Consider the following 26,952-nt stretch of genomic DNA (forward strand, 5'->3'; position numbering starts at 1 on the left):
GCCAGTCCCCTCCGGCCCCCTCCGCGTAGGGTCGACGGGTGGCGCGGGAGGTTGCAGGTCTGTCGGTTTCCGCCGAGGTCGAGGCCGCGCTGGCTACCGGCTCGCCGGTGGTCGCGCTGGAGTCGACCTTGATCGCCCATGGGCTGCCGCGCCCCCGTAACCGGGCCGTGGCGGTGGAGCTGGAAGCGATGCTGCGCGACCGTGGCGTCACCCCCGCCACGGTGGCCGTGATCGATGGCGTGCCCACCGTGGGGCTGGATGACGACACGCTCGGGCGGATCGCCGGCGACCCCGGAGTCACGAAGGCATCCGTACGCGATCTGCCGGCCGCCGCGGCGCTGGGTCTCACCTGCGCCACGACGGTCGCGGCCACCTCCGTGCTGGCCGCCCGGGTGGGAATCCGGGTGTTCGCCACCGGCGGTCTCGGCGGTGTGCACCGCGGCGCGGCCGAGACCTTCGACGAGTCCGCGGACCTGCCGACGCTGGCCGCCACACCGATCACCGTCGTAGCCGCGGGCGTCAAATCCATCCTGGACATCGACGCGACCATCGAACGCCTCGAGACGTTCGGGATCACGTTGCTGGGCTGGCGCACCTCGGACTTTCCCGGCTTCTACCTCCCGTCCACCGGCCATCGGCTCGACTGGCAGGTGGATGGCGCCGCGCAGGTGGCGGAGGCCATGGCGGTCAGAGATCGCCTCGGCCTGACGTCCGCGATCGTCGTCGCGAACCCGGTGCCGGCAGGTCAGGCCCTCGACGAGGCCATCCACGACGACGTTCTGCGCACCGCGCTGCAGCAGGCGGACAAGATCGGCCTGCGCGGCAAGGCCGTCACCCCGTTCCTGCTGGAGACCTTCCACACCGAGACCGCCGGTGCGAGCCTTGAGGTCAACATCGCTGTCGTGCGGAACAACGTGGCGGTGGCCGCCGAGATCGCGGTGGCCTGGGCGTCACGCTGATCGACGGTGTCCAACGGGCCGGCCCGCGTACCAGCACCTGCCGGCACCTGCTGGCCCCGGCTGGCGCGTGCCGGCCGGGGCTGGCGCCTGCCGGCCGGGGCTGGCATCTCCCTACTGGAGCTGGAGCTTGCCGGCGATCTGGTCCGTGATCCGCTGCAGGTGAACATCCGCCGGGTTGTTGTCGACATTCGAGTAGGTCACGATCACCTCGACCTGTCCTTCGATGAGGAAGAGGCTGTCCAGGACGAGTCCGAGCGTTTCGCCGCCAGCCTTCACGCTCACGCTCATCCGCAGCAGCACGCGTGCCCCGGAGGGGGCCTGCGGTGTCTCGACCGCGACGACCTTGATCTCGCTTCCAGGCTCGGAGACAGCGTCGAACTGCTGCTGGATCGCCTGGCCGAAGCACTCGCCGAACCGCGGATTGTTGAGGAGCTCGAGATGTGCGGCAGCCGTCTCGGTGGACACGATCGACGCGGTTGAGGATATCGCCACGATGGCGTCGGCTTCGCTGGTGAACTTGGGACCGTCGGCGGTGTCCTGATAGTCGTCGAGATGATCGCCCGAGATGCCGAGGCACTGCCCGACCGAACCCAACGAAATATCCTCCGAATTTGACCCTGCGGCGGGCGGAGATGCCGTGAAACCAGCTGTGATTTCCCCTTCCATCAGGACGTAGTCTTCGGCGTCCAGCGGCACCTCGGCGGACGCGGGCGACGCCGGGACAGCAGGTGGCGTGCCGGTGGCGCCAGGCGGTCCCGGCGGATTGAACGCGGTGAGATCACCGCCCTGGCAGGACGCCAGCAAAGCCGCGACGGCAATCACCAGACCGCCACGGGCGAGGGCCGCGGTTCCGCGACGCCATGGCCCCGCCACGGAGTCCCGGCGGCCCGTAATCGTGTCCGCGCCATCGGGGAGCAAGGAATCCGCCAGTCGCCGACCGGCGCCCCACACAACCATCAGTCAGACCCCCTGACAACGACGGCCCGAATTCTGATGGTCGAGCCGGAAGATTTCACCGCGTCCCGCGACGGGCCACGGCGTCCTTCTTCCACAATGCCGCAGAAAATGCCGCCGTCGGTCGATGTGGTGGGTCGTTGTCGGGACAGCGGTCCGCCGGATCAGGAACCCGGTACCGCCCTTGACGGAGCGCAGATTGTCAGCTAATTACGACCCCTCCACCACATCCGGCCATCACCTGCGCACATTCCGTAACAGTCGGCCGCCGCTTCCCCCTGATCGCGCGAACAGATCATCGAACGCGACGCGCGCGAGACGCTCCGAGCTGGCAGCATCGGCGAGGAGACCGAAGGAGAGGGCACCGCATGATCCGGCCGCGTCGCGCCGCCGCGCGTTCAACGCGGCTGTTCCCCTGGCTGATCGTCGCGTGCTGGCTGCTGGCCGGCATAGCAATCAGTCCGCTCGCCTTCAAGCTCACCGAGGCGCAGACCAACAATGCCTCCGCATTCCTTCCCAAGGATGCCGAGTCGACCCGTCTGCTGGAAGCGCAGAAAAAACTTCCCGGCGGAGACTCCGTACCTGCGGTGGTCGTTCTGCACCGGGACACCACGCTGACCGACCAAGATCTGGCCGCCGCCGACGTGCTGCGCACGGAGTTGCGGGGGTTCGCGACGACCCAACTACCCGCGGTCATTCCGTCAGGTGATCGGCGGGCAGCACTGATCACAGTCCCGATGCCGCAGGACAAGGACGCCGACCGCTTCACCGCAAACGTCCAGAAGATGCGGGAGATCGCCGAGCGCACCGCCGCGGGGAACCCCGGCCTCACCGTCGCCGTCACGGGCCCGGCCGGCCTCCTCGCCGACACCTACGACGTGTTCTCGAAAATTGAGGACGCGCTGCTGCTCGTCACGGCGTCCATCGTGGCTGTGATTCTGCTCGTGGTCTATCGCAGCCCGTTCCTCTGGATCGTGCCGTTGCTTTCGGTCGGCATCGCCGACCAGATGGCCGCCGGCCTGATCTACCTGCTGGCCAAACACGCCGATCTCACGGTCAACGGCCAGAGCTCGGGCATGCTGCGGGTACTCGTCTTCGGCGCGGGCACCGACTACGCGCTGCTGCTCATCGCGCGATATCGAGAGGAACTGACCAGATACGCCGAGCCCGCCACCGCCATGCGGATAGCGCTGCACCGAGCCGGGCCGGCGATTCTGGCCTCCGCCGGAACCGTGATCATCGGCATGCTCTGTCTGCTGCTCGGCACGTTGAACTCGCACCGCGGGCTCGGTCCGGTCTGCGCGCTCGGGATCCTCGTCGCGGTGGTGACCATGCTGACGCTGCTCCCGGCGGCGATGGTGGTCGGCGGTCGGCGTCTGTTCTGGCCGTTCGTACCGGAGCTGGGCAAGCCCGAGCACATCGAGCAGATCGAGCGAACCGGTTTCTGGGCCAGGACCGGCGCCGCGATCGCCCGGCACCCGCGCCGCATCTGGCTGGCGACGGCGGCTGTCCTGGGCGCGCTGGTCATCGGCATGAGCGTGCTTCCCGGCGTGCTCCGCCAGGACCAGGCCTTCCGCAACGAGGTGGAATCCGTCAAGGGTCAGCACCTCGCCGAGCAGAGCTTCCCCCCGGGCGTCACAGCACCCACGTTCGTCGTCGCGAACGCGGCTCACGCGGACGAGGTGGCCGCCGCGGTCCGCGCGACGCCCGGAGTGGTGGGAGCGACTGAAAGCGGTCGGACGTCCGAGCTGGTGCAGTTTCTGGTGGTGCTCGACTCGCCACCCGACAGCACCGACTCGTTCCACTCCGTGGAGGCTCTCCGCACCGCGGTCCATGCGGTACCCGGCGCCGACGCCCTGGTCGGCGGGAACACCGCGGTGAACCTCGACGTGCGCGATGCCGCGATCCGCGACCGCGGCGTGATCATCCCGGTCGTCCTCCTGGTGGTGCTGCTGATCCTCGGGCTGCTGCTGCGAGCGATCGTGGCACCGGTCCTGCTCATGGCCACGGTTGTGCTGTCGTTCTTCGCCGCTCTTGGCGCGAGCGCTTTGGCGTTCCGCTACCTCTTCCATTTCCCGGGCATCGACCCGGCGCTCCCGCTGGTCGGTTTCATCTTCCTGGTGGCGCTCGGCGTCGACTACAACATCTTCCTGATGACCCGGGTGAGGGAAGAGGCGGGGCAGATCGGGCACGCCGCGGGCGTCCGCCGCGGACTGGCGGTAACCGGCGGGGTGATTACCTCGGCAGGAGTCGTTCTTGCCGCCACCTTCGCGGTACTTATGATCTTCCCTCTGGTTCAGCTCGCCGCGGTCGGCTTTCTGGTGTCTTTCGGGGTTCTGCTCGACACGCTCGTCGTCCGCTCGGTGCTGGTGCCGGCGCTCGCCCTGGACGTGGGCCCCGCCGTGTGGTGGCCGAGCCACCCGGCCCTCGCCGCGGCACCCCGCGCGGCCGGTGACGTCCACCCGGCCCCCACCGGCTCCGTGGCTGTGGACGACATGCTCACCGAAGTCCACCTGCTTGCGCACGACAGCCCTCGTCACGACGCCGTTCAGGGCGACGACCTCCAGCACGACGACCTTCAGGGCGACCACGTTCAAGGCGGCGACCTCCAGCACGACCACCTTCAGGGCGACCACGTTCAAGGCGACGACCTCCAGAGCGACCACCGTCACCACAACGCCCCGGCGCCGCCCGAGCACGGCCGCCGGCGTTCCCAGGACGGGGCGCCGGCGAGGACCGGCCGAGACGACTGAGCCTCGTTTTCGTGCCGACTCGGACCGGCCCCCGACTCGGACCGGCGGCGTCCTCGACCGTGCACCGTGAGATGGAAAAGGCTTACTGAACGCACACAAACAGACCATGCGCGCAGGTTTCGTTCCGGCCAATCCGTAGTCAGATTGGTCAATGCCGGCCACACGGTGACTACCACTGCGAAAATGAGCTGGAAGCCCGGCGTGCAGACCTTATGGTTGCCACATGCACACCGCTGCGCGCCCTGCCCCGGACAGCGCAGCGATGGCGGACATCTGGCGGGTTCCACCGGAATGCTGGTCTGGACTGTCACCCCAGCTCCGGCGACTACGCCGCCTGCTGCTCGCCGCCGTCGCGCTCCCGCTCAGCGTTTTCGCCGCGCTCGCCGGTGGCGGCCTCCTGGGTTTTCCGGGCCTTCTCGTCGGGTTCGTCCCGCTTGCGGCGGCCGCCCTGGCCTGGCGGTCCATCGGCCGGGCGTGGGCGGCCTGGCGCTACGCCGAACGCGACGACGACCTGCTCATCCAGCACGGCGTGCTGGTCCGCAGGCTGGTCGTGGTCCCCTACGGCCGGATGCAGCTGGTGGATGTCACCTCCGGCCCGCTTTCTCGCCGGTTCGGGGTGGCCCAGGTACGCCTGCACACCGCCGCAGCCACGACGGACGCGGTCATCCCCGGGCTGGGGCCGGGCGAGGCGGCGAGGCTACGGGACTCACTGGCCGCGCGCGGCCGCTCCCGGGCAGCCGGGCTTTGACCACAGCAGGTTCGGACCACGCCGCCGACCCGAACCACGCCACCGGCCCGTCCGCCAGCCAGGGTGACGGGTATCAGCACCTGCACCCCCTGACACCGCTCCTGCGGGGCTGGCTGTTGGTCGCGGCCGTCGCGGCGAGCGTGCTGAGGAACTTCGCCGACGAACTGAGCACGCATGGCGTGCTGGCCACTCTCGCGGTCCTGCTTCCCTCGGCCGCCGCCTACGGATACTGCGCCTGGCGGTTCACCCGCTTCCGGGTCGGGGCCGACAGCATCCGGCTGGAAACCGGCCTTCTCGTCAAACGTTTCCGCGACGTGCGTCTCGACCGCATCCAGTCGGTGGAGATCACCCAGTCGTTGATCGCCCGCGCGACCGGGCTCGCCGCGCTGCGGCTGGATCTCGGTGGCGCGCACGACGGAGACGAGGAATCGGTCACCAGCCTGAGCTACCTGTCGCTGGACCGGGCGAGGACGTTGCGGGCCGAGCTGCTCGCCCGCGCCGCCGGAATCGCCCCCGAGGCGGGCGAGGCGCCCGAACGCCCGCTCACCATCGTCCCGCCGCGACGGTTGGCCGCGTCCATCGCGCTTTCTCCCGGACCGTGGCTGGCCCTCGCCGCCGCCGTACTGCTTGTCACGCCGGCGCTRTTCACGGGAACCCTCGCCGGCTTCGTGGCGGTCACGCCCGCGCTCGTCGGTGTCTGGCGTACGTCCTTCCGTCGTTTCGCGAGCGGCTACCTGTTCACCGTGTCGGAATCGCCGGACGGTCTGCGTATTCGAGGCGGCCTGCTCGATCGCGCTCATCACACCGTTCCGCATGGTCGGGTGCAGGCGATCCGGCTGCACAGCTCACCGCTGTGGCGCTGGCCGGACTGGGTGGAGGTCCAGGTAAACGTCGCTGGCGACGCGCGAAGCACCTTGTTGCCGGTGGCGCCCCGGGCCCAGGCGGTGATGCTGGTCGAACGCCTGCTGCCCGGTGTGAACCTGGCGGACGTCCAGCTGCTGCCGCCACCGGGCCGTGCTCGGCTGCTGGCGCCGTTCCGCTGGCGCCAGCTCCGTTGCGGCCACGACGACCAGGTTTTCGTCACTCGCTCCGGACGCCTCTGGCAACGGACCGACATCATCCCGCACAACAAGGTTCAGAGCATTCAGCTGGTCGCGCGACCGCTGCCCCGTCTGCTGGGCCTCGCGGACGTCCACCTGGACTCCACCGGCGGCCCGGTGCGAATCCAGGCACGTCTACGGGACGCGCGGGAGGCGTGCCAGCTTGCCGCCGAACAGGCGGAACGCTCCCGGCTCGGGCCGGAGCAGACCACGCCCGGAGAATGAGCCTTTTCCATCGTCGACCCGGACTCGCGGCGTTCGGTGACGGCTGTGAGCCGGAAAAGGCTCAATAGCGAACAGGACCTCGGCAGGCTCGGTGAGATGTCACCCGAAGGTCGGGAACTCCGGCCCGAAGATGGTTCCCCACAGGCTCACAGCCTCCTCGTGCCTGCCGGCCCGCTCGGCCGCGACCGCGCGGGCCGAGAAGTCACGCGCCTGCCGAACAAACACCGCCAGGTCGTCGAGATCGTCCCGACGAAGGTAGCTGGAGAGGTCACCCCGGATGTCGGACGGATCGCCGACGGCGAGGCCGATCTCGTCCATGTACCGGAAGACCTCGGCGAGGCCCTGGCGGGTGTTGAGCCCACGGCCGGCGAGCACCTGCCCGGCGAGCGCCTCGATGTGGAACGACCGCAGGTGGCTCCCGCAGACCCGGTTCCACGCCTTGAGCAACCGGACCGCTGAGATCACCCGGGGCCCGAGGTCCATCGTCCAGCTGGCATGGCGCTCCGGGCGCGTCGGCAACCAGCCGCCGACCCTGTCCGGGATCACGTAGCCGGCACGGGGGTGGTCGAAGGCAGGCACCAGATGGACGTCGGGCGCGGCGTCGTACACGATGCGCAGGGCCTGCCCGCGGGTGCCGATCGTCTGCACCCGGTCGCCACCGATCGCGTTCCGGACGCAGACGAGAAGATCGCGTGAATCCCAGCGGAAACGCTTCCAGGCGCTGTTCGCGGCGCTGAAGACCACGAAGATGTCCACCTCGTCGAGCGGGCGGATCATCGTGTCGCGCCCGGCGGAACCGATGGTGGCCACGCCCACGAGCGGAAGGGCACAGCGCGGCGGGAAGATCGACCGCAGGGCCCGCTCCGCCTCGGCCCGCCGTTCGTCGATCACCGCACGATCGTTCTCGCTGAGCCGCACGAGATCGTCCAGCTTGGCGAACGCACGTGCGGTGGTGCCGACGAGCAGCGGGCCCGTCATCGGCCCGGTGACCGGGTTGATCGGCGACGCGCCTGTCACGGCGGGCCCGGGCGGCGGCGCGGTTGTCTGCTCGCCACGCGGGAAAAGCGTGTTGGGTGCCCCGGGAGCCGAACCCGCCGGCCGGCGCCAGTGCGGAGGAATGATCAGGTGGTCGTACGTGACCTCGCTCGGTCGGGTTCCGGCCGGAACCTCCCTACGGGCATCCACGCTCATCGTGCAGACCTCCAGACGCAGGTGACGCGAAGGTGCGAGTTCCCCTTCCGAGCCACGACGGCCCCACTCGTCGCGGATGCCTCAACCGGACCGGCCGACCGTTGGGCGACCGACTACCGGTGGCGACATCAGCTCCTATGGTGCCCCAGGACGTCACGTTCTGAACAGGGGGCTCGTGGCGTCGGCGTGTCCGACCGAGCCGGGCTGTCCACGAAACCACGAAGAAACTTTGTCGGATCGCCGACACCCCGCCCCTGAGGGGTCTTCACGAATACCACCCTTGACAGGTGAAGGGGAAGCCCTTGACCAGCACCAATGGCACGTTCGGGGGGTGTCGGGGCCGGACTGCGCGGGCGGCGGCGTTCCGTCTCCCGTCACCTCCAGCCCCACCACGGGCAGCCCACACGAGAGGCCACACTTCAGCACCAGCAGCCCAACAGTTCCGGCAATGCTAACGTTGCGTAACAGATCATCGAGCGGACAACCGACGCACTGCGGCGCCACCCCGAGTGATCACAAGGGCGGCCGAATCCACAATCTCCGGCGTTCGGTGAGCAGTACTCCGGTCGGCACGAAGGCCGTCGTCTGGGCCAGGCGCTTGCCGACCACGTCGCCGACCCCGATCCGGCTCCCGACCAGCAGGCCCCGATATTCCAGCCAGCTCGAGAGCGCCTGGACCGCCTCACCGCCGAAACCATCACGCCGATACGGGTTGCTCACCCGAACGCCGACCACCGCGCGGGCGCGATGCGTGTCCGCGGCCAACAGCCCCAGCGCCACGCCGTCCTGACCGCGCAACACCCAGGTGAGGATCCCGGTGCCGGCGCTGACTCGCCGCCTCAGCTCCCTGCGCATTCCGGTCGGATCCGTGGCCGCGGAATCCGCTGCCGCAGGCGCGGAGTCGAGCGCACCGCCGAAGAGCTCGCCGGCCGCAAGCCGCACCGGCCGGCCTCGGGCGGCCAGGACCATCGCCTGGGCGAGTTCCTCGGCCACGAAACCGACGTTCCAGACCGTGAGTGGAAGTGCGCGCATCCGCGCTGTGGTGAGGGTGGGGCCCTCACCCACGACGCGCCGGCTCCGTGACGCCGAGCAAACCCCGGTCACGCAGCCAGGCGCCGGTCCGGCGCATCCCCTCATCGAGGTCGACCCGGGGCTCCCAGCCGACGAGCTCGGCGATGCGGCGCCCGGACACCGTTCCGGTCCTGGTCAGATCCTGGATGGTCAGCGGGCCCAGATCCACCCGCACCCGCGGATCCACGTTCACGACGAGCTTGGCGCCAAGCCCGCGAAGCAGCCCGGGGCGGCGGCCTGACGCCGACCGAGACCGGCCGGGCAGCCGATCAACCGCGTCAACGACCTCGCACAGCCGTGCGGGGACCGATCTCGGCGGCCTGACCTCCGCCAGCGCCGCATAGCGGCCGAAGAAGTCGGCGCCGGTCGTCGCCTCGGGACCGGTCACATGGAGCACCCGGCCGGCGACCACATCGACGGGAGCGGCGGCCACCGCCGTCACCGCGGCGACCACATCGTCGACATGGACGGGGCTGAGCCGGCCTCCGCCGCCGTCGACGAGCACGAACCGCCCGGCGCGCATCAGCAGCACCGGCCACAGCGTCCAACGCCCGGCACGGGGGCCGTAGGCGTCCGCGATCCGCAGCACGGTGACGGGCGCTCCGTGCGCCGCGGCGGCGTTCGCCGTCTGCTCGGCCGCGGCGATCGCGTCCGCACGTGGCTCGCCGGTGAGACCTACCGGCGCGGACTCGTCGGCGAGCATCGGCGTGTCGCCACCCAGCGCGCTCACGCAGGACAGGTGGATCACCCGGCCCACACCGGCTCGCTGGGCGGCGTCCAGCACCGTCGCGGTGCCGCCGAGCAGCACCTTGCGCATCTGCGCGGTGGTGACACGGCTCGGCGGTGTCACCCGGCCCGCCCGCACCGGCGTGAGCTCGCCGACCCCGCCCATGCCCACCGCGGCGGCGTGGACGAGCAGGTCCGCACCGTCGAGCGCCTTCTCCCAGTCGCCGGCGGTCGTCACATCGGCCTGCGTGATACCGGGCCCACGCCGAACGTCGAGCGCGACCACCTCGTCGCCCCGCTGGCGGAGCTCCTGCGCCACAGCGCCACCGAGGAATCCGGCCGCGCCGGTGACCACCGACCGAGCCAATCGCCCTCCCACCCGCTGCCCGATCCGCTCGGCTGGTCCGCGCTCCGCGCGTGCCGACGGACGGAATCCGACACACCGGTCCGTTTTGGACCAGAGAATACGTGATCTACTGGTGCCGACCTCGCCGGACGAGATCCGCCCGACCTTGGGTCGGTGGCGAGAGATCGTACCCGGTACGTCCGACAGCTCGCCGCCGGACAGATGGGACGTCCACAAAGGTGGCGGGTGCGAGCGGACTTGCCGCCCCGGCCGTGCTGCCGCTGCCGCCGCTGCCGCCGCCGCTGCCGCTGCCGCTGCCGCTGCCGCCGCCAGGATCTGAGGGGTTCGTGGTCGCCGGAGCCGGAGAGCCCGTGGCAGAGTCCTGGGGCGCGGCGGATGCCGGGCCACCAGCATGGGCTTTGCGGAGCCATGCCCATGGGATGCGAACCCCACCCGCACATCCACCCATCGATGATCCCGCACCGCCACGCAGCACCGATAGTTCCTCAAAAGGGGCAAAATGGGCGCGACGCCGCCTGGCCACCCGCAAGAAAGAAGGATTTTGGTCGTTGCACCGACCAAAATCGTTCACTCTTGCGACTCGCCAAACCGGGCCGCCAGGCTAGCGGACACTCGGAGGCGGAGGTCCGGCAGCGTTCGTGGAGTGCGAACCTCCCCGCCCACCGACCAGCGCTCTTGATCGGCGCCATCTGCGACAGACTCCCGAACGAGCAGAATCGCCAGATCTTCAGAGGGACTTGGCGGGTCGCCGGCGCCGGCCGGTCAGATTCGCGGTGCCTCACCGAGAAGCGAGGCAGCGTGTGCCGCATGTGTGGTGCTGCCCAGCAGCTCTCATGCACCGGTGCCGAAGTTCTCGACCCAGTAGGTGCCGTAGTCACCACCGGTCGCGTACCCGACCCCGATCTGGGTGAGCTCACAGTCCACGATGTTCGCCCGGTGCTCCGGGCTGGCCATCCAGTCGGCGACCACGGCTGCCGGGGCCCGCTGACCGGCCGCGATGTTCTCTGCCGCGACCGAGAAGTCGTAGCCGGCGGCCGTGATCCGGTCGAACGGTGACTTCCCGTCCAACCCGGTGTGGCTGAAGTAGTTGTGGCTCGCCATGTCGTCGCTGTGGGCCTGCGCCGAGGCACTGAGGCGGGAGTCGATCGCCAGCGGCAAGCATCCGACCGCGGCGCGCTGATCGTTGGTGAGCGCGATGACCTGCGCGATGAGCGCGGCACTGTTGTCAGCGGCAGCGCCGGAGGCGGTAGCCACGGCGGCGGGCTCGACGCCCGCAGCGGTAGCCGTGCCGGCGGCAGGCGTGGTGCCGGTGGCCGCGCCGGTGGCCGCGCCGGTGCCTGAGCCGACGGCTGCGTCTGGGCCGACGGCTGCTGTGCCTGAGTCGGCCGCTGTGCCGGCGGCGGGCTCGGCGCCCGTCGCGGGCTCGGCGCCGGTGGCGGATGCGGAAGGCTGCTGAGCCGGCGCTGGTTCCGGCCGGGAAGCGACCGTAACGCTGTCCGGACCGGACTGCGCGGGGCCTGCGGGTCCCGCGCTGGCGGCCGGCTCCGGCCCAGCGACCGCTACCGGGCCGTTGACCGTTGCCGGGCCGTTGACCGTCGTTGGGACACCGGGCAGCTCCGGCCCACCCGCGGCGGCCTGACCGGCGGCAACCGGTCGCCTACCGACCTGCCCGGGCTGCCCGGACTGCCCGGACTCGACGTCGCCCGATCCGTCCGCGTCGGTGCCGGTCGCACCGGACGCAGTGCGACCGGGCTGGCCACCGTTCGGCCGGGTGCCACCGGGTTGTGGCGAACTGCCAGGTTGCGCTGAACTGCCACCGGGCCCGGAGATCCCCCTGGCGTCATCGTCCGTGCCCTCATGGATCTCGCCGTCACCACGGCTGACGACCACAGGGTGCGCGAGCGCCCGCGCCGACGGCGCAGTCGCCGCCCGCCTCGCAGTCGGTGGGTCCGCCGTGCGGCGTGCGTCCACCGGACGCGGAGCCGCCCTGGGGATCACCACGGCGGGCAGGCGGCTCCTCGACGCACCCGCGGGCGCGGTGTCCACACCGGCCGCGACACGCGCGTGATCGGCGGAAAGCTGACCGCCGCGATCCGACATCGCGGCGCTGGCCGCCTCGGCGCTCGAAGCCGGCAACGCCACCGAAGCAACGCCGATGCTCGGCACACCCACACCGGAGACCGCCGCCAGACCCAGCAGGACCACGAACACGATCAAAGGCCGGCAGGAAGGCCTCCGTACCCGTCCGCCGCGGGATCGGGGTCCACCAACCGGGCGCGACCGGCCCGGCCGGCCAGAATCCGACCGGCCCGTACCCGCGCGTTCAGGAGGTTCCGCGCGCATTCCAGCCGCGGCGTGATCGGCACTTCGGTGTGATCGGCACTTCGGTGTGATCGCTCATACGACCACACGTTTGCCCGACGAAGCCCACGATCAGTAACCGTACGGACCTGATCACGACAGAACGAGCAACGGACACCCAATGCGGCAGCGCGCTTGGGACGACGCGGGGTACGGGAGCGGATCAGCCCGCACTCGTACCCGCGGGGTCCTCCACGCTCCGTGAGCGGGCCACCCGCCTGCGCATGAGCTCGCCCCCCGCCCCGGCGAGCACGGACACCACGATCACCACAACCCCGATCCAGACCGCGGCATCGCGCAGGCCGGGAACGGCTGAGGCCGCATAGCCGAGCAGGACCAGGCCGGTTCCCCAGATGACAGCCCCGGCGATCACTGCCGCGCCGAACCGGTGCCTGGGCATCGACACCGCGCCGGCCAGCACCGGGGCGAACGTCCGCGCCCAGGGCACGAACCGAGCCGCGATCAGTGTGGCCGCGCCGAAGCGCTGGTAGAAGTCCTCCGTTCGAACCAGCGCTCCCGCATGGCGGCGTTCGAGGTAGGGGCGGCCGAGATGACGGCCGGTCGCATACCCGACAACGGCGCCGAGGCTCGCCGCCACCGGCACACCGAGCGCGAGTACGAGGATCGAGACGTCGGCTGACGGGTCGGCTGCGACCAGACCCGCACCGAACAGCACGGTGTCGCCGGGGAGCCAGAAGCCGACCAGGACCCCACTCTCCACGAAAATCACCGCGAAGAGGATGGCGTAGAGGGTCATCCCAGAGAGGTCTTCGATGTCCACGAGGCCAGTCTGCCGCCGGAGCGCGATCAGGATGAGACATCCGACCAGCTTCCGGCGATGTCACGTGGAACCACACCCGTCCGAGCCGGGTGACGTCATACCCTTCGGCCAACACCTGCCGTCGGCACGCGTCGGGCGCAACCGCGCCCCGGGATCTCCGGGGGGTGGTGGCGGGTTCGGCGGCGCGTCCGGCGCCACGGCCCGCGGTGGCTTGGTGCCACCGGGCGGTCGGGCGCCCCTAGACCTTTCGAGGAGCTCCACCGATGCCCATCGCCAGCCCAGACGTCTACGCCGAGATGCTCAGCCAGGCGAAGTCGAACGCCTACGCCTACCCCGCCATCAACGTGACCTCGTCGCAGACCCTCAACGCGGCGCTGCGGGGCTTCGCGGAGGCCGGCAGTGACGGAATCGTCCAGGTCTCAACCGGCGGCGCCGAGTTCCTTTCAGGCACGACCATCAAGAACATGGTGCTCGGGGCCGAGGCACTCGCAGAGTACGCGCACCACGTCGCCAAAGCATATCCGGTAAACATCGCGCTGCACACGGATCACTGCCCGGCCGACAAGCTCGACACCTACATTCGCCCACTTATCGCGATCTCTCGTGAGCGAGTTTCGCAGGGGCGGGATCCGCTTTTCCAGTCCCATATGTGGGACGGCTCCGCGGTAGAGCTCGAGGAAAACCTCAAGATTGCGGACGAGCTGCTCGCCGACTGTCGGGCCGCACGTATCGTGCTGGAGGTCGAAATCGGCGTCGTGGGCGGCGAGGAGGACGGCGTCGTCGGCGCGATCGATGAGAAGCTCTACACCACTCCCGGCGATATGTTCCGCACCGCCGAGGTGCTCGGAACCGGGGAGAAGGGGGCTTACATGCTGGCCGCGACGTTCGGCAACGTTCACGGCGTGTACAAGCCCGGCAATGTCCAGCTACGGCCTGCGATCCTTCGCGAGGGCCAGCAGCATGTGGCCGAGAAGCTCGGCCTCGGTGCCGACGCCAAGCCGTTCAACCTCGTCTTCCACGGCGGCAGCGGCTCGGACCTCTCCGAGATCCGCGAAACGCTCGACTACGGTGTCATCAAGATGAACGTCGACACCGACACCCAGTACGCCTTCACCCGCCCCATCGTGGACCACGTGTTCCGGAACTACGACGGGGTCCTGAAGGTGGACGGCGAGGTCGGGGTCAAGAAGGCCTACGACCCGCGCACCTACGGGAAGGCCGCGGAGACCTCGATGGCGGCACGAGTCGCCCAGGCCTGTTCTGACCTGCGGTCCGCGGGCCGTTCGATCGGCGTCTGACCGACGTCATCCGGGCTCTGCCCGGTCCGTTGCCCGACATCTGAGCCGGGCCACGCTGGTCCGGCAGGGACCTCAGTAGTCCGTTCATGCTCCCGGGGGCGCCCACGTTCCCGGGAGCACTCCGCTCGCCTGATGCCGCTCGCCTGATGCCGCCCGGTGCATCGTCCGCGTGCGCGCCGACCGAGCCTTTTCCATCGTCGGCTCTGGCCTGTGGGCCACAGCGCCCGACAACGTGAGATCGAGAAGGCTCACCGATCGCGGCCGCGCCCATGCCTGGCTCCGGCTCCTGGCCTCTCCGCTCCCCGCGGCTCCTGGCGCACCGCTCCCCCGCGGCCCGTCGCCCGCTCCCTGTCTCCATCTCCTCCATCTCCTCCTTCTCCTCCTTGTCTCCCATCTCCCTTGTCTCCCATCTCCCTCTCCTTATCTCCTTCTCCCGCTGCTCCCGGCATCTCCTTTCCCACTGCTCCGGCTCCCTGTCGCCGCTGGCAGTACGACGGCCCGCCCCGGCCGCCCAGCACCCCCGCCACGCCCGCACGTGATCTCAACCGGCAACGCCCGGCCGCTGACGTTCACCCGTCCGGACGACCGGCCGGCAGCAGTGTGTGATCTATTTCACTCACAGGTCTCCAGCGGGTGACCAGCCCGCGCCCGGCCGCGATCCGGGACGTCAAGCACCCGGAAGAACCCCACGAAGATCGTGCGGCCTGGCGACGGCACATCGCCCGCCATACCGAGCCAGGACACCCTCAGGGCCACAGTGGTCCGATCCCGCGCGGAAGTAGACGCGGCCCGACGACCTGCTCAGACCACACCTCGATGCCAAGGCCGCCCACGCCTGGGCAAAGCCTCGCGTGGGCTGCCATGTGGCCTCTTCGGCCGATTCGGCCACCCACGGGCTCGCACGGCAGTGAGGGATCAGCGCCAAGCAGCGAATCGGTGGACGGAACGCACCACCGCGGCAGCGGRCCCGCCATCCGGAATCTCCGGCCTCGTCCAGACAGACCGGGAAACGTCCGGCTCGCTGCAGGCTCTCCCGACCCGTCCCGCACCGAAGCGCGGGGACATAGTTCGCGCCGCCGTCCACAGCGGGCTGGCCGGACCGGTCGCCACGGGCCCGGCCATTCGCCACATTGCCACCGATGTGACTATCGGCTACCAGAGAGACACCGAGAGGCACCATGGGTGCCACAGCGACGATGACGCCCGAGTCTGCACGCACCCTCACAAGATCACTCCAGGCCTCGGCGGTGCGGCGCTCCGAGCCCTCGATCCGACCCCCCGACAGGCTCGTCGGCGACGAAAGATACACTTACGTTAACTCATAGTTACGATTGCGTATCTCACATGACGCGACGCCCGAACCCCCATCGGTACAAGAATATAAATTTTTACCCTCGTTAGTGACGAGATCCGCAGTGAGCGGTAGCCTTGGCTCCGATTCCGGCGAATAGCTCGCACCGCAGGCAATACCGGTGATCTTTCGCGAGCGTGATCAGTCGACCCGAACCCTCCACCACGAAACGCCCACCAAGTTAATGAGCGCGCGTGCGCGCGCGATACCAGGGCCCACAGCCAATCTCAAGAAGGCGCGCGGGAGTGTGCTCTTCTTCACGTCGACCATTCAATCCTTGTCGCCTCGCCCGACGTTGTGGTTATGGTCTTCGCCGTGCCCGGAGACAGGCCGGGCACCCGACGGGTGCACGCCGAATCCCTGCCCCCATCCGCCGGAAACAAAAACCCGATGGCAGGAGCGGGGGAACCAATACCCGGCCACCGAACCTGGTGGCCTTGGGGTGAAGCCGCAGGGCCGTTGACAGCAATGAGGAACCGTCTTCCTTGCTGTCGAAGGCACAGGATTTGGGAGTTCCTGACATGCGGCCGGGCTTGTTCCCTGCCCGAACCCGACAGCTCACCTCGCAGGCGTGGGGAAGGAAAACTCACGCATGTCCGACGCACGTACCAGTGGCCGACAACGCCGCAGCAGTACCCGCAGCCGGGCCCGCACCCTCGTCCCCGTATCCGTCCTTGTCGCGACGGTCGGAGGCACAATCGCCATCAGCCAACCGGCGAATGCCGCAACGACCTGGGAAGGTCTGCGGCAATGCGAGTCCGGCGGCAACTACACGACGAACACCGGTAACGGCTACTATGGCGCTTACCAGTTCTCCGCCGGGACCTGGCAGAGCCTGGGGTACTCTGGCCTTCCACACACCGCTCCACCCGCCCTGCAGGACGAGGCGGCGCTGAAGCTCGCGCTCCGCTCCGGATTCGGCCAGTGGCCGGTGTGCGGGAGCGGAATGGGCGGCGACCAGCTCTCACCCGGCGCGTCGTCGTCGGGGTCAGGCAGCCAGGCCTCCCGTACGGCCGAGCGAACCAGTCTGGTCGCGCAGCCCGTCGCCACCACGGGTGTGCCCCCTCTGACGCGCAACTACTTCGCGTCGGTACACAACCAGGTCACTGACGAAATCAAGACCTGGCAGGAAAAGATGAACTCCCTCGGCTACTCCCTCGCCGTCGACGGCTGCTACGGGCCGAAGTCCGCAGCCGCGGCCAGGGACTTCCAGACGGCGCGCGGCCTCATCGTCGATGGCGTCCTCGGCCCGCAGACCTGGGCGGCCACCTTCGGCTGACGCCTGCCCGCCCCGGCGGAGCACTCGGTCGCCTGCCTGCCCGCCCGCTCATTCGCGGGCCCCAGCGCGCGGCACCGAAAGCCAGCACCCCGTGAGGGCAACCTGCCTTCCACAGCCGAACCCTCCCGGCTGCACGGGGAAAGCCCCCGCCCGGACCGGATCGACGAGCCTTCCCATCTCATGGTGCACGACCGGAGATACCGCAGGTCGGAGCCGACGATGGAAAAGGCTCAACGCTGACAAGGACCCCGCCGCGAACCGGGAGTCGGTCGAGGGCGTGCATGCCGTCCTCGCCTGACAACGGTCGGCCCACCGACTGCGTTCCCGCTCCGGCGAGAGCGGGCCTTCACGGCCGTCCGACCGGATCCTCGTCCCTCCCTCCTCCCAGCCCCGAAAGCGCGGACGCGCGCCGGGGAGGCTCACCGCACCCGCCCGCTCCGTCCCGGTCGGGCGCGGTGATGCCAGGAGCCCCAGGAACCACCCGACCGTGGCTGCACCGTCCCAGCGCGGTTGTCCACACCTGATCCACATCTGAGTTGTCCACATCCGAGTTGTCGAGCACCTCGCCCGACGGGACGTTCCTCCCGGTCCGTCAAGCCCGGAAGGCGTCTCATCCAGTCGCCGTGACGTGCGACGGCCCGCCCGCCCGGCGCTGACCCAGCCGTGGCGCGCGGGACGCAACGCGGAGCGCCCCAACGGTCCGCGTGTCGCAGGACCCGGACAGCCCCACCGCCGGAGCGGTACCGGCCTCGGGGCAGGTGTCCGGGCGTCGCGGCCTTCCCGCCGATCATCTCGATCACCCGCGGGATGCGTTCGGCGCGCATTCCCTCCACGGCCGCGCCGAACGACCTCCCTCGACGACGCCACCTCACCGCACCGGTCATGGCCAGATCGGTACCCGCCCCACACCGGCGATCCCGGTAGGCGGGCGTGGCGTCGGCGCTCTCCAGCTGCCGGTGGCCGGCGCCGTCGCCGGCCCCCCACCGCCCGCCGCCGACCCTCCCTGGCGCCGCCCCGTGTCCCCGGGCGCCCAGGCCTGGGCCGCCGAGCGGGCATCGCCGGTCATGGACCTTCCTCGGGTCATGGACCGTCCCGGCCTGAAGCCGGCAGGGGCGCCAGCCGCATGACGGACCCCCGGTGCGTCCGAGATGTCGAGGGGACGGTAATGTGGCGCGGTTCGGGTGTGATGACCATCTCCTCCACCCATCCGTCAATTGGCCCGTTCGGGTGACTCCGATATGGTCCTTTCCGATCCCGCCCTGGCCAGCGGGATTTGCGTCATGTAGGTAGATCTCGCTACAGTTCCGCCCACTCGCCTCCCCCCGGGGCGAGGTCGTGTGGACGGACGCCGAATCCTGCCCCCGTCCACTCGGCCGGTACTGGAGCGGACGACACAGGGCAGGAGTGGGGGACCCACCATCCGGGCGCATTCGTTGCGTCCTAGGGGTTAAGCCGGCGTACCGATACAGCCGGGACACACCGGTCCGCGAGGACGGGCCGGGTCCTGGTACGCCGACCGGGCAGCTTCCAGCCCGAACCCGACAGCTCACCCCGCAGGCGACGGGAAGGACACCTGATGCGGTCGCATGATCGTGATCCCGTCCGTTCGACCGGTCGTGGTGGCAGGCACCGAGCGGCGCAGCCGCCGTCCACCGCCACCCGTGTCCTGCGGACCACCGGGGCCGTCACGGCCCTGGTCGGAACGGGGCTCGCCGTCACCGCGGCCCCTGCCGGCGCCGCGACGGCGGATGATTTCGCCCGGCTACGCCAGTGCGAGTCCGGCGGCAACTACGCCATCAACACGGGCAACGGCTTCTACGGCGCCTACCAGTTCGACCAGCGCACCTGGACAGGCCTCGGCTACCCCGGTCGACCCGACCAGGCTCCGCCGGCGATGCAGGACGATGCCGCCTACAAGCTGTATGACTCGCGTGGCTGGTCACCGTGGCCGGCCTGCAGCAACAAGCTCGGCCTGACGCGCAACGGCCCGGCCCCGGAATCCTCGGGCACCATCGGCGATGCCGTCGAGCAGGCACTCACCCCGGCCGAGCCCCCCATGACCCTCGAACGCGCACGCAGCCAGGTCGGCACCAACTTCGGCGGTGAAGCGCTGAACGTCGGCATGGGCGACGAGGTACGCGCCGACGCGTTCGTGTGGCAGGCCGAGATGCGCGAGCGCAAGTTCGTGCTGACGGTCGACGGCAAGTTCGGCCAGGAGTCCCAGGGCGTCGCCGCGCTCTACTCATACCTGACGCGGATCAGCGACGGGCAGCCCGGCGTGGTCGGGCAGAACCTGTGGAGCGCCACCGTCACCAGCTGACCTGGCTCCGGGTGCCTCATGCCAGTTTGGCAGGTCGTCGTATGCCTGGTTGGCATGTGGGCCGCGGCGGGACCAGCAGTCAGCCGGTGGGCCCGCCCGGCGCCGGGCGTGACGCCGGTCGGGCAGGATGTGCCCATGACGACACCGCCCGCGAACCAGAACCTGCTGTCGGGTCCGCCGCCGACGCTGCTTCCATCCGACGCCGCTGTGGTGGAGGCGATGACCTCGGGTGCGGGCGCGGAGTCCGTCGCGGCCCGTTTCCCCGCTGCCTGCCTCGGCTGGGCGATCCTCGCGGAGGAGGCGCTCGGCGCGGGTCAGCCGGTGGCGGCCTACGCCTACGCGCGTACCGGCTATCACCGGGGCCTCGATCAGCTCCGGCGGTCCGGATGGAAGGGCCACGGGCCCATTCCGTGGTCTCATGAGCCGAACCGCGGCTTCCTGCGCGCGCTGGCCGCACTGTCGCGGGCTGCGGCGGAGATCGGCGAGGACGCGGAGGCGACCAGGTGCCGCGAGTTTCTCGCCGACAGCGATCCGGTCGCACTCCGTGAACTCGACCTCGCATAGTAGTCATGAGATGGCATAACGCAGCGAGCTTTTCCCTGTCGAGGCCGATCGGGTCCCGACAGGGCGATATCCCTAGTAACCTCGCCCGGTGCCTGCTCTAGTCCTCATCGGCGCCCAGTGGGGCGACGAAGGAAAAGGAAAGGCGACCGACCTCCTGGGCGGCGCCGTCGACTACGTCGTTCGGTACCAGGGAGGTAACAACGCCGGCCACACGGTGGTGATCGGTGCGGAGAGCTACGCTCTGCACCTGATCCCCTCCGGAGTTCTGCGAGCCGACTGCGTCCCGGTCATCGGGAACGGTGTCGTCATCGACCCGGGCGTGCTGCTGTCCGAGATGGACGGGCTGCAGGCTCGGGGGGTCGACGTCTCCCGGCTGCTGATCAGCGCGGACGCACATCTGATCATGCCGCACCACCGGGCGCTCGACCGCGTCACCGAGCGATACCTCGGCAAGGCGCGGATCGGTACGACCGGCCGCGGCATCGGCCCCGCCTACGGGGACAAGGTCGCCCGCACCGGCATCCGTGTCCAGGACCTGCTCGACCCGGGCATCTTCCGGCAGAAGCTGGAGCTGGCGCTGCGGGAGAAGAACCAGGTCCTGACGAAGGTCTACAACCGGCGCCGGATCGATGTCGACGAGGTGGTCGAGGAGTACGCGGCCTACGCGCGGCGGCTGACGCCGCACATCGCCGACACCGGTCTCCTGCTGGACACGGCGCTGCGCGACGGCAAGGTCGTGCTTCTCGAGGGATCGCAGGGCACGCTGCTCGACGTCGACCACGGCACGTATCCGTTTGTGACCTCCTCCAACCCGACGGCCGGCTACGCGGCGACCGGGGCGGGGATCGGTCCGACCAGGATCAGCCGGGTCGTCGGGATCATCAAGGCGTACACCACCCGGGTGGGTTCGGGGCCCTTCCCCACCGAGCTCGACGACAAGGTCGGTGAGGAGCTCCGCCGGATCGGTGGCGAGTTCGGCGTGACGACCGGCCGGGCGCGGCGCACCGGCTGGTTCGACGCGGTGATCGCCCGCTACGCCGTACGGGTCAACGGGCTCACCGATCTGTTCCTGACAAAGCTCGACGTGCTTTCGGGCTTCGACACCGTGCCGGTCTGCGTCGGCTACGAGATCAACGGCAGGCGGACCGACGAGATGCCGATGACGCAGACGGACTTCCACCACGCGAAGCCGATCTACGAAGAGCTCCCCGGCTGGCATGAGGACATCTCCGGTGTGACGGACTTCGCCGACCTCCCGGACGCCGCCCGGGCGTACGTGGCGACGATCGAGGAGATGTCCGGAGCCCCGGTGTCGGCTGTGGGTGTCGGTCCCGGCCGGGCACAGACCCTGGTGATCAACGAACTGCTCTGATCACGCTGTCGCGCCACACTGGCGCACGACGCCCCGATTCGGCGCGGTGATCCCCCACGCGCCGACAACGGCCTCGGGTTGCGCTACACAGAGTTACGGCCCAGGCTGACGTCGTCACAGTTGGCGACGACCGGGGGTGATGACGATGGCGGGGCTACCGCCGCACCCCTCCTGGGACGACGACCGCGCCGACGCGCGCGACAGCGGGCCGACCCAGCCGGTGCCGACGCCCGCGTCGACATCGGCGTCGGCGTCGGCGTCGGCGTCGGCGTCGGCGTCGGCGTCGGCGTCGACCGAGCTCGACACGACGAGGGCGACCGCGCCGCGTCAGCCCAGCCCGGCCCGCTGGTCGCCGACGGTCCGGCCGGATCATCCGCTTGGACGCGGAATCGACCCGGCGACCTGGCCGGTCGGCTTCTCCCCGACCGGGGAGGCGCTCCCGGAGACCCTGACCGATGTCCTGCTGCGCGGAAGCCACGCGATCCGCAGCTCGAAACGCGCCGAGGCGCTGCGTCTGGAACGGGCGGCGGCGATCGCCGAACACGTCCAGGCGCAGATCACGGAGTTCCTCTCCTTCTGCGCGGCGGAGAATCTGACGCCCCCGGTGACGGTGCGCGCGAACGGGCGGCGGGCGGACCGCGGCTGGGACGCCGGCGTCAGCGGCGCCGGCTCGGGCCGGCCGGGATCGATCCGGACCCCCGGGGCCGGGGCCGGCTTCGACGAGGGCCACGGCGATCGCCGCGTTCGCGGCGGGCGTCGCGGTCGTCACGATGAGGACGATCACGGTGAGGACGCCGTGGAGGCCGAGGATGGTCCGTCCGCGGACCGGCGGGGCGTGCGGGGCGCGGGTGGCCCGCACGATCACCGGCGGCCGCTGCTGCGTCGCGAGCGGCTGCACGCCTGGCCGCTGCTCTACTGGCGGTGTGAGAGCTTCCCTGCCCCCGGCCGGTCGCTACACCTGTTCGTCGAGCCCGGCGGACGCACCTTCGAGGGCCGGGACGACCCGGCACCGCTGACCGTGCTCGGCCGCGAGCCCCACGTGTGGCCCGTCGACGCTCCGGCCATCGTCCAGACCATGGCCGAGGTCGATGCCCGGCGCTGCGCGCTGCACCTCGTGCACGGCATGGCCCACCTGCTCTGGCAGGCCGGGGTCGGCCTCTGAGACCACGGTAAAAAGGCTCAACGATCAAGGCGCGCGCTAACCTGGACCCCGTGACTTCCGCGGCTGCGTCCTTCGCCCCCTCCAAGCGATGAAGGTTCTTGTTGTCGGGTCCGGTGGGCGTGAGCATGCTCTTTGCCGCGCGCTCTCCCGGGATCCGGCGGTCGGCGGGCTCGTGTGCGCCCCTGGAAACGCTGGTACAGCGGAGCTTGCCGAGCCACGCCCGCTTCGGGTCGAGGATCCGGACGCGGTCGCCAGCCTGGCCGAGACCGTCCACGCCGACCTGACCATCGTCGGCCCGGAGGTCCCGCTGGTGGCGGGTGCGGGCGACGAGCTTCGGGCCCGCGGGCTCCCGGTGTTCGGGCCGTCCGCCGCCGCGGCACGGCTGGAGGGCAGCAAGGCCTTCGCGAAGGAGATCATGCGCGCGGCCGGCGTGCCGACGGCCGACTCACGAGATCACACCGAGATCTCCTCGGCGCTGGCCGACCTCGACACGTTCGGCCCGCCCTACGTGGTGAAGTACGACGGCTTGGCGGCCGGCAAGGGCGTCACGGTCACCACTGACCGGGACGTGGCGGTCGAGGCCGTGCGTGCCAGCCTGCGTGACACCGACGACCGGGTGGTTCTGGAGGAGTACCTCGACGGGCCCGAGGTCTCGCTGTTCGCGATCGTGACCGAGTCCGGCGCGATCGTGCCGCTTTCGCCCGCTCAGGACCACAAGCGGGTCGGCGACGGTGACACCGGCCCCAACACCGGCGGCATGGGCGCGTACACCCCGCTGCCCTGGGCGCCCGCGGGTCTGGTCGACGAGGTGGTCCGTACCGTGATCCGACCCACGGTGGACGAGATGGCACGGCGCGGCACCCCGTTCACAGGCCTGCTCTACGCCGGGCTGGCGCTGACGTCCCGTGGCCTTCGTGTGGTCGAATTCAACGTTCGCTTCGGTGACCCCGAGGTTCAGGCGATCCTGGCCCTGCTGAACTCGCCGCTGACCGCGGTGCTGTCCGGCCGCGTGCGCCCGACGTGGCGTTCCGGGGCAGCGATCACCGTCGTCGTCGCGGCGCCCGGCTACCCCACGGCGCCTCGGCTCGGTGGCCCGATCCGTGGTCTCACCGCCGCGGGGGCGCTGACCGGTGTCGATGTGCTGCATGCCGGGACTCGCCGCGACGAGAGCGGGCAGGTCGTCGCATCGGGTGGCAGGGTGCTCTCGGTCACGGCCATCGGCTCCAACCTCGAGTCCGCGCGAGGATCGGCGTACGAAGCGGTCAGCCGCATCTCGCTCGACGGGGCGCACTACCGCACTGACATCGGGGACCCGTCCCGGATGCCCCACGCGGGAACCAGCAGAAACCGGTAGGAAGCAGAGGAGTGAGCGTGTCTCAGGGCAAGTCGTCGCAGAGCAACGGATCGGGTGGCAGCTCGGCTGGGCCGCGGGTGGCGATCGTCTACGGCTCTCCGTCGGACACCCAGACCATGAGTAAGGCCGGTGCAACGCTGGAGCGTTTCGGCGTCACCTACGAGGAGGTCTCGCTCTCCGCGCACCGTGCGCCGCGCACCCTGGCCGAGTGGGTCGGGCAGCTGCGCGAGCGGGGGATCTCCATCGTGATCGCGGGCGCCGGGCTCGCCGCGGCGCTGCCCGGAGCGGTCGCCTCGATGACGACACTGCCCGTGATCGGCGTCCCGATCTCCGGCGGCGCGCTGGACGGGATGGACTCGATGCTGGCCATCGCGCAGATGCCGCCCGGCGTGCCGGTGGCGACGGTGGGGCTCAACAACTCGACGAACGYGGCGATCCTGGCGATCCAGATCCTCGCGCTCGGCGACCCTGACCTGGGGCTGAAGCTGGCGACGTTCAAGGACGAGTTCGAGCAGGCGGCGGCCGACTCCCTCGCCGACGTCGCGGCGGCGCGCGCATGATCGGTCGTTACACGCTGCCCGACATGGGCCGGGTGTGGTCCGAGGCCAACAAGTACGAGCTGTGGTGCAAGGTCGAGGTCCTCGTCATGGAGGCCCACGCGGCCGCCGGGCGCATCCCCGCCGACTCGGTGGACCCGGTGCGCGCCGCGCCCGCGCCGACACCCGAGGCCGTCGCGGAGGTCGAGGCGGTCACCCAGCACGACGTGATCGCCTTCCTCACCGCCTGGGCGGACAACACCGAGCCACGTTCCGCCGCGGCCTACGTGCACTTCGGGATGACCTCGTCGGACCTGCTCGACACCGCGCTCGCCTGCCAGCTCGTCGAGGCCACCGACCTGCTGCTGGCGCGGGCCGACCGGCTCGTCGCCGCCCTGCGCGACCTTGGTCTGGCGCACCGGGAGACGCTGCGGGTCGGGCGTACCCACGGCATCCACGGCGAGCCCACCGTGTTCGGGCACCGGGTCGCCGACCTGGCGTTCGGTATGGCGCGGTGCCGTGACCGGCTGCGCGCGGCGCGGGCGGACGTCGGCGTCGCGAAGATCTCCGGCGCGGTCGGCACCTACTCCAACATCGACACCGATGTGGAGAGCTACGTCGCGGACAAGCTGGGGCTGACCCCGGCGCCGGTCGCGACGCAGGTCGTCCTGCGGGACGGGATCGCGTCCTGGGTGGCCGCGCTCGCCGGCCTCGCGACGGTGTGCGAGGCGGTCGCGCTGGAGGTGCGGCACGGCCAGCGCACGGAGGTCCGTGAGCTGTCGGAGCCGTTCGGGTCGGGCCAGAAGGGCTCGTCCGCGATGCCGCACAAGAAGAACCCGATCATGTCCGAGCGCATCGCCGGGCTCGCCCGGATCGTGCGGGCCCAGTACGTGCCCGTGCTGGAGGGTGTCCCGCTGTGGCATGAGCGGGACATCTCACACTCGTCGACCGAGCGCATCGCCCTGCCAGACGCCGCCTGCGGCGTGGACTACCTGCTGCACCTGACCACCCGGCTCGTCGACGGCCTCGTCGTCGACCGGGCCCGGATGCGGGCGAACCTCGACGCCACCGGCGGCCTCGTCTACACCTCGGCGGTGCTGCTGGAACTCGTCGAGACAGGGCTGTCACGCGAGGACTCCTACGCCATCACCCAGGCCGCCGCCATGGAGACCTGGCAGACGGGCGTGCCGTTCCGCGAGACGCTGCGCAAGCACGCGGCCGACCGCGGGCTGCCCCTCGACGAGGCCCGCCTCGACCAGGTCAGCCGGCCGGAACGCTACGTCGAACGGCTCGGCCCCGTCTTCGACCGGCTCGCCGCGCTGGTCTGAGCCACCAGCACGGCCGCCCGGCCCGCGGCCGGACGGTACGGTCAGACCATGCCGCTGACACATGAGGAGTTCGCCGGGCTCACGCACCTGGGCTCAGGAAAGGTACGCGAGCTGTTCGCCGTCGGGGACGACGCGGTACTGCTCGTCGCGAGCGATCGCATCTCGGCTTTCGACGTCGTGCTGCCCACCGAGATCCCCGACAAGGGGGCGGTTCTCACCGGGCTTTCGCTGTGGTGGTTCGACCAGCTGCGTGACCTGGTGCCCAGTCATGTGATCAGCTCCAGCGTGGACGAGTACCCCGCGGAGCTCGCTCCATACTCCGAGCAGCTCCGCGGCCGTTCGATGCTGTGCCGGCGGCTGGACATGGTCCAGATCGAATGCGTCGCCCGCGGCTACCTGACCGGCAGCGGGCTGAAGGACTATCGCCGCACCGGCGCGGTCAGCGGTCACCCGCTCCCGCCCGGGCTGGAGGACGGCAGCAAGCTGCCCACGACGATCTACACCCCGTCGACGAAGGCGCCCATCGGCGAGCACGACGAGAACATCAGCCGAGACGACGCCGCCGGCCGGGTCGGCAAGGAGCTGGCCGCCGAGCTGGAGCATCTCACCCTCCAGATCTTCGGCCGGGCCAGTGACCTCGCCGCCGAGCGCGGGATCCTGCTCGCCGACACCAAGTTCGAGTTCGGCCACGACACCGACGGCGTGCTGCGGCTCGCCGACGAGGTGCTCACCCCCGACTCGTCCCGGTTCTGGCCCGCCGACGCCTGGACGCCTGGCGGGGCGCAGCCGTCCTACGACAAGCAGTTCATCCGCAACTACCTGGTCGACACCGGGTGGGACCGTAACCCGCCGGCGCCGGAGCTCCCGGCCGACATCGTCGAGTCGACCCGGGCGCGCTACGTCGAGGCGTACGAGCGACTGACGGGAATCTCCTTCCAGGACTACCTGTCCACCGCCTGAGCCGGCGAAGCGCCGACCGCGAGGGCTGAGCGGGAGCGCCGACCGGCAGCGGGAGCGCTGACCGGGAGCGCTGACCGGGAGCGCTGACCGGGAGCGGGAGCGCTGCCGAGGCACCGACCGGGGGACAGCCCTACCCTGTCCCCGCCAGCGCTCCGCACCCCGGATTCGGCGGTCCGCCGCAGTGACCGAAGG

20 protein-coding genes and 2 riboswitches are annotated in these 26,952 nt (G+C 70.3%); of the genes, 14 read left to right on the forward strand and 6 right to left on the reverse strand.

What is annotated here, in order from left to right:
* Positions 1–38 precede the first annotated feature (38 nt).
* Entirely contained in the window at positions 39–959 is a 921-nt protein-coding gene (locus CcI49_RS21445) for a pseudouridine-5'-phosphate glycosidase (RefSeq protein ID WP_076828883.1), read from the forward strand.
* 111 nt (positions 960–1,070) lie between these two features.
* Here CcI49_RS21445 and CcI49_RS21450 read toward each other — a convergent pair whose 3' ends face one another.
* A complete protein-coding gene (locus tag CcI49_RS21450) occupies positions 1,071–1,781 on the reverse strand; it encodes a hypothetical protein (protein ID WP_235498195.1) in 711 nt (236 codons plus the stop codon).
* 500 nt (positions 1,782–2,281) lie between these two features.
* On the opposite strand from CcI49_RS21450, the gene CcI49_RS21455 reads away from it, so the two are divergent.
* From CcI49_RS21455 to CcI49_RS21465, 3 genes are all read left to right on the forward strand, one after another.
* Entirely contained in the window at positions 2,282–4,666 is a 2,385-nt protein-coding gene (locus CcI49_RS21455) for an MMPL family transporter (protein WP_076828885.1), read from the forward strand.
* 262 nt (positions 4,667–4,928) lie between these two features.
* A complete protein-coding gene (locus CcI49_RS21460; RefSeq protein ID WP_116437466.1) occupies positions 4,929–5,414 on the forward strand; it encodes a PH domain-containing protein in 486 nt (161 codons plus the stop codon).
* The gene (locus tag CcI49_RS21465; protein ID WP_054568968.1) at positions 5,411–6,739 is read left to right on the forward strand and encodes a PH domain-containing protein; all 1,329 of its coding nucleotides are present in this window, start codon (positions 5,411–5,413) and stop codon (positions 6,737–6,739) included. The genes CcI49_RS21460 and CcI49_RS21465 overlap by 4 nt, the downstream gene beginning before the upstream one ends.
* Positions 6,740–6,838: 99 nt before the next feature.
* Here the strand turns inward: CcI49_RS21465 and CcI49_RS21470 are convergent, their stop codons facing one another.
* From CcI49_RS21470 to CcI49_RS21490, 5 genes are all read right to left on the reverse strand, one after another.
* The gene (locus CcI49_RS21470) at positions 6,839–7,930 is read right to left on the reverse strand and encodes a nucleotidyltransferase (protein WP_054568967.1); all 1,092 of its coding nucleotides are present in this window, start codon (positions 7,928–7,930) and stop codon (positions 6,839–6,841) included.
* 513 nt (positions 7,931–8,443) lie between these two features.
* Entirely contained in the window at positions 8,444–8,995 is a 552-nt protein-coding gene (locus tag CcI49_RS21475; protein ID WP_054568966.1) for a hypothetical protein, read from the reverse strand.
* Positions 8,988–10,094 carry an NAD(P)-dependent oxidoreductase gene (locus tag CcI49_RS21480; protein ID WP_054568965.1) on the reverse strand — a complete coding sequence of 369 codons (1,107 nt, stop codon included), beginning with the start codon at positions 10,092–10,094 and terminating at the stop codon, positions 8,988–8,990. The genes CcI49_RS21475 and CcI49_RS21480 overlap by 8 nt, the downstream gene beginning before the upstream one ends.
* An 831-nt stretch (positions 10,095–10,925) precedes the next feature.
* The gene (locus CcI49_RS39800; RefSeq protein ID WP_241840178.1) at positions 10,926–12,299 is read right to left on the reverse strand and encodes a CAP domain-containing protein; all 1,374 of its coding nucleotides are present in this window, start codon (positions 12,297–12,299) and stop codon (positions 10,926–10,928) included.
* Between the two features lie 319 nt (positions 12,300–12,618).
* The gene (locus CcI49_RS21490) at positions 12,619–13,212 is read right to left on the reverse strand and encodes a DedA family protein (protein ID WP_347280133.1); all 594 of its coding nucleotides are present in this window, start codon (positions 13,210–13,212) and stop codon (positions 12,619–12,621) included.
* Between the two features lie 287 nt (positions 13,213–13,499).
* Between CcI49_RS21490 and fbaA the strand changes: the two genes are divergently transcribed.
* The 10 genes from fbaA (at position 13,500) to CcI49_RS21540 (ending at position 26,760) form a co-directional block, all read left to right on the forward strand.
* On the forward strand, positions 13,500–14,534 hold the full coding sequence (fbaA, locus tag CcI49_RS21495; RefSeq protein ID WP_054568962.1) for a class II fructose-bisphosphate aldolase: 1,035 nt from the start codon (positions 13,500–13,502) through the stop codon (positions 14,532–14,534).
* Between the two features lie 1,691 nt (positions 14,535–16,225).
* Positions 16,226–16,471: riboswitch (cyclic di-AMP (ydaO/yuaA leader) on the forward strand.
* A 6-nt stretch (positions 16,472–16,477) separates the two neighbouring features.
* Entirely contained in the window at positions 16,478–17,164 is a 687-nt protein-coding gene (locus tag CcI49_RS21500) for a transglycosylase family protein (protein ID WP_054568961.1), read from the forward strand.
* A 1,336-nt stretch (positions 17,165–18,500) separates the two neighbouring features.
* Positions 18,501–18,739, forward strand: a riboswitch (cyclic di-AMP (ydaO/yuaA leader).
* 1 nt (position 18,740) lies between these two features.
* Positions 18,741–19,484, forward strand: a complete 744-nt coding sequence (locus tag CcI49_RS21505) for a transglycosylase family protein (protein ID WP_054568959.1) — start codon at positions 18,741–18,743, stop codon at positions 19,482–19,484.
* Between the two features lie 135 nt (positions 19,485–19,619).
* Positions 19,620–20,048 carry a DUF3151 domain-containing protein gene (locus tag CcI49_RS21510; RefSeq protein ID WP_054568958.1) on the forward strand — a complete coding sequence of 143 codons (429 nt, stop codon included), beginning with the start codon at positions 19,620–19,622 and terminating at the stop codon, positions 20,046–20,048.
* A gap of 88 nt (positions 20,049–20,136) precedes the next feature.
* The gene (locus CcI49_RS21515) at positions 20,137–21,420 is read left to right on the forward strand and encodes an adenylosuccinate synthase (RefSeq protein ID WP_054568957.1); all 1,284 of its coding nucleotides are present in this window, start codon (positions 20,137–20,139) and stop codon (positions 21,418–21,420) included.
* A 145-nt stretch (positions 21,421–21,565) separates the two neighbouring features.
* Positions 21,566–22,582, forward strand: coding sequence for a hypothetical protein (locus tag CcI49_RS21520; protein ID WP_076828985.1), 1,017 nt, complete (start codon positions 21,566–21,568; stop codon positions 22,580–22,582).
* Positions 22,583–22,670: 88 nt separating this feature from the next.
* Entirely contained in the window at positions 22,671–23,936 is a 1,266-nt protein-coding gene (gene purD, locus CcI49_RS21525) for a phosphoribosylamine--glycine ligase (RefSeq protein ID WP_054568956.1), read from the forward strand.
* An 11-nt stretch (positions 23,937–23,947) separates the two neighbouring features.
* Complete coding sequence (purE, locus tag CcI49_RS21530) at positions 23,948–24,496, forward strand: 5-(carboxyamino)imidazole ribonucleotide mutase (RefSeq protein WP_076828887.1); 549 nt, start codon at positions 23,948–23,950, stop codon at positions 24,494–24,496.
* Positions 24,493–25,800: an adenylosuccinate lyase gene (gene purB / locus CcI49_RS21535; protein WP_006542335.1), complete on the forward strand. Its 1,308-nt coding sequence runs from the start codon at positions 24,493–24,495 to the stop codon at positions 25,798–25,800. The genes purE and purB overlap by 4 nt, the downstream gene beginning before the upstream one ends.
* Positions 25,801–25,848: 48 nt before the next feature.
* Positions 25,849–26,760 carry a phosphoribosylaminoimidazolesuccinocarboxamide synthase gene (locus tag CcI49_RS21540; protein ID WP_054568954.1) on the forward strand — a complete coding sequence of 304 codons (912 nt, stop codon included), beginning with the start codon at positions 25,849–25,851 and terminating at the stop codon, positions 26,758–26,760.
* Positions 26,761–26,952: the final 192 nt, after the last annotated feature.

The sequence above is a fragment of the Frankia sp. CcI49 genome (assembly GCF_001983215.1).
Lineage (GTDB): Bacteria > Actinomycetota > Actinomycetes > Frankiales > Frankiaceae > Parafrankia > Parafrankia irregularis.

What these genes read in the sequence shown, in the direction of transcription:
- fbaA (WP_054568962.1), top strand. Translation starts at nt 13,500, where the DNA reads ATGCCCATCGCCAGCCCAGACGTCTACGCCGAGATGCTCAGCCAGGCG.
- purD (WP_054568956.1), top strand. Translation starts at nt 22,671, where the DNA reads ATGAAGGTTCTTGTTGTCGGGTCCGGTGGGCGTGAGCATGCTCTTTGC.
- CcI49_RS21470 (WP_054568967.1), bottom strand. Translation starts at nt 7,930, where the DNA reads ATGAGCGTGGATGCCCGTAGGGAGGTTCCGGCCGGAACCCGACCGAGC.
- CcI49_RS21500 (WP_054568961.1), top strand. Translation starts at nt 16,478, where the DNA reads ATGTCCGACGCACGTACCAGTGGCCGACAACGCCGCAGCAGTACCCGC.
- CcI49_RS21490 (WP_347280133.1), bottom strand. Translation starts at nt 13,212, where the DNA reads ATGACCCTCTACGCCATCCTCTTCGCGGTGATTTTCGTGGAGAGTGGG.
- CcI49_RS21460 (WP_116437466.1), top strand. Translation starts at nt 4,929, where the DNA reads ATGGCGGACATCTGGCGGGTTCCACCGGAATGCTGGTCTGGACTGTCA.
- CcI49_RS21540 (WP_054568954.1), top strand. Translation starts at nt 25,849, where the DNA reads ATGCCGCTGACACATGAGGAGTTCGCCGGGCTCACGCACCTGGGCTCA.
- purB (WP_006542335.1), top strand. Translation starts at nt 24,493, where the DNA reads ATGATCGGTCGTTACACGCTGCCCGACATGGGCCGGGTGTGGTCCGAG.
- CcI49_RS21520 (WP_076828985.1), top strand. Translation starts at nt 21,566, where the DNA reads ATGGCGGGGCTACCGCCGCACCCCTCCTGGGACGACGACCGCGCCGAC.
- CcI49_RS21510 (WP_054568958.1), top strand. Translation starts at nt 19,620, where the DNA reads ATGACGACACCGCCCGCGAACCAGAACCTGCTGTCGGGTCCGCCGCCG.
- CcI49_RS21455 (WP_076828885.1), top strand. Translation starts at nt 2,282, where the DNA reads ATGATCCGGCCGCGTCGCGCCGCCGCGCGTTCAACGCGGCTGTTCCCC.
- CcI49_RS21505 (WP_054568959.1), top strand. Translation starts at nt 18,741, where the DNA reads ATGCGGTCGCATGATCGTGATCCCGTCCGTTCGACCGGTCGTGGTGGC.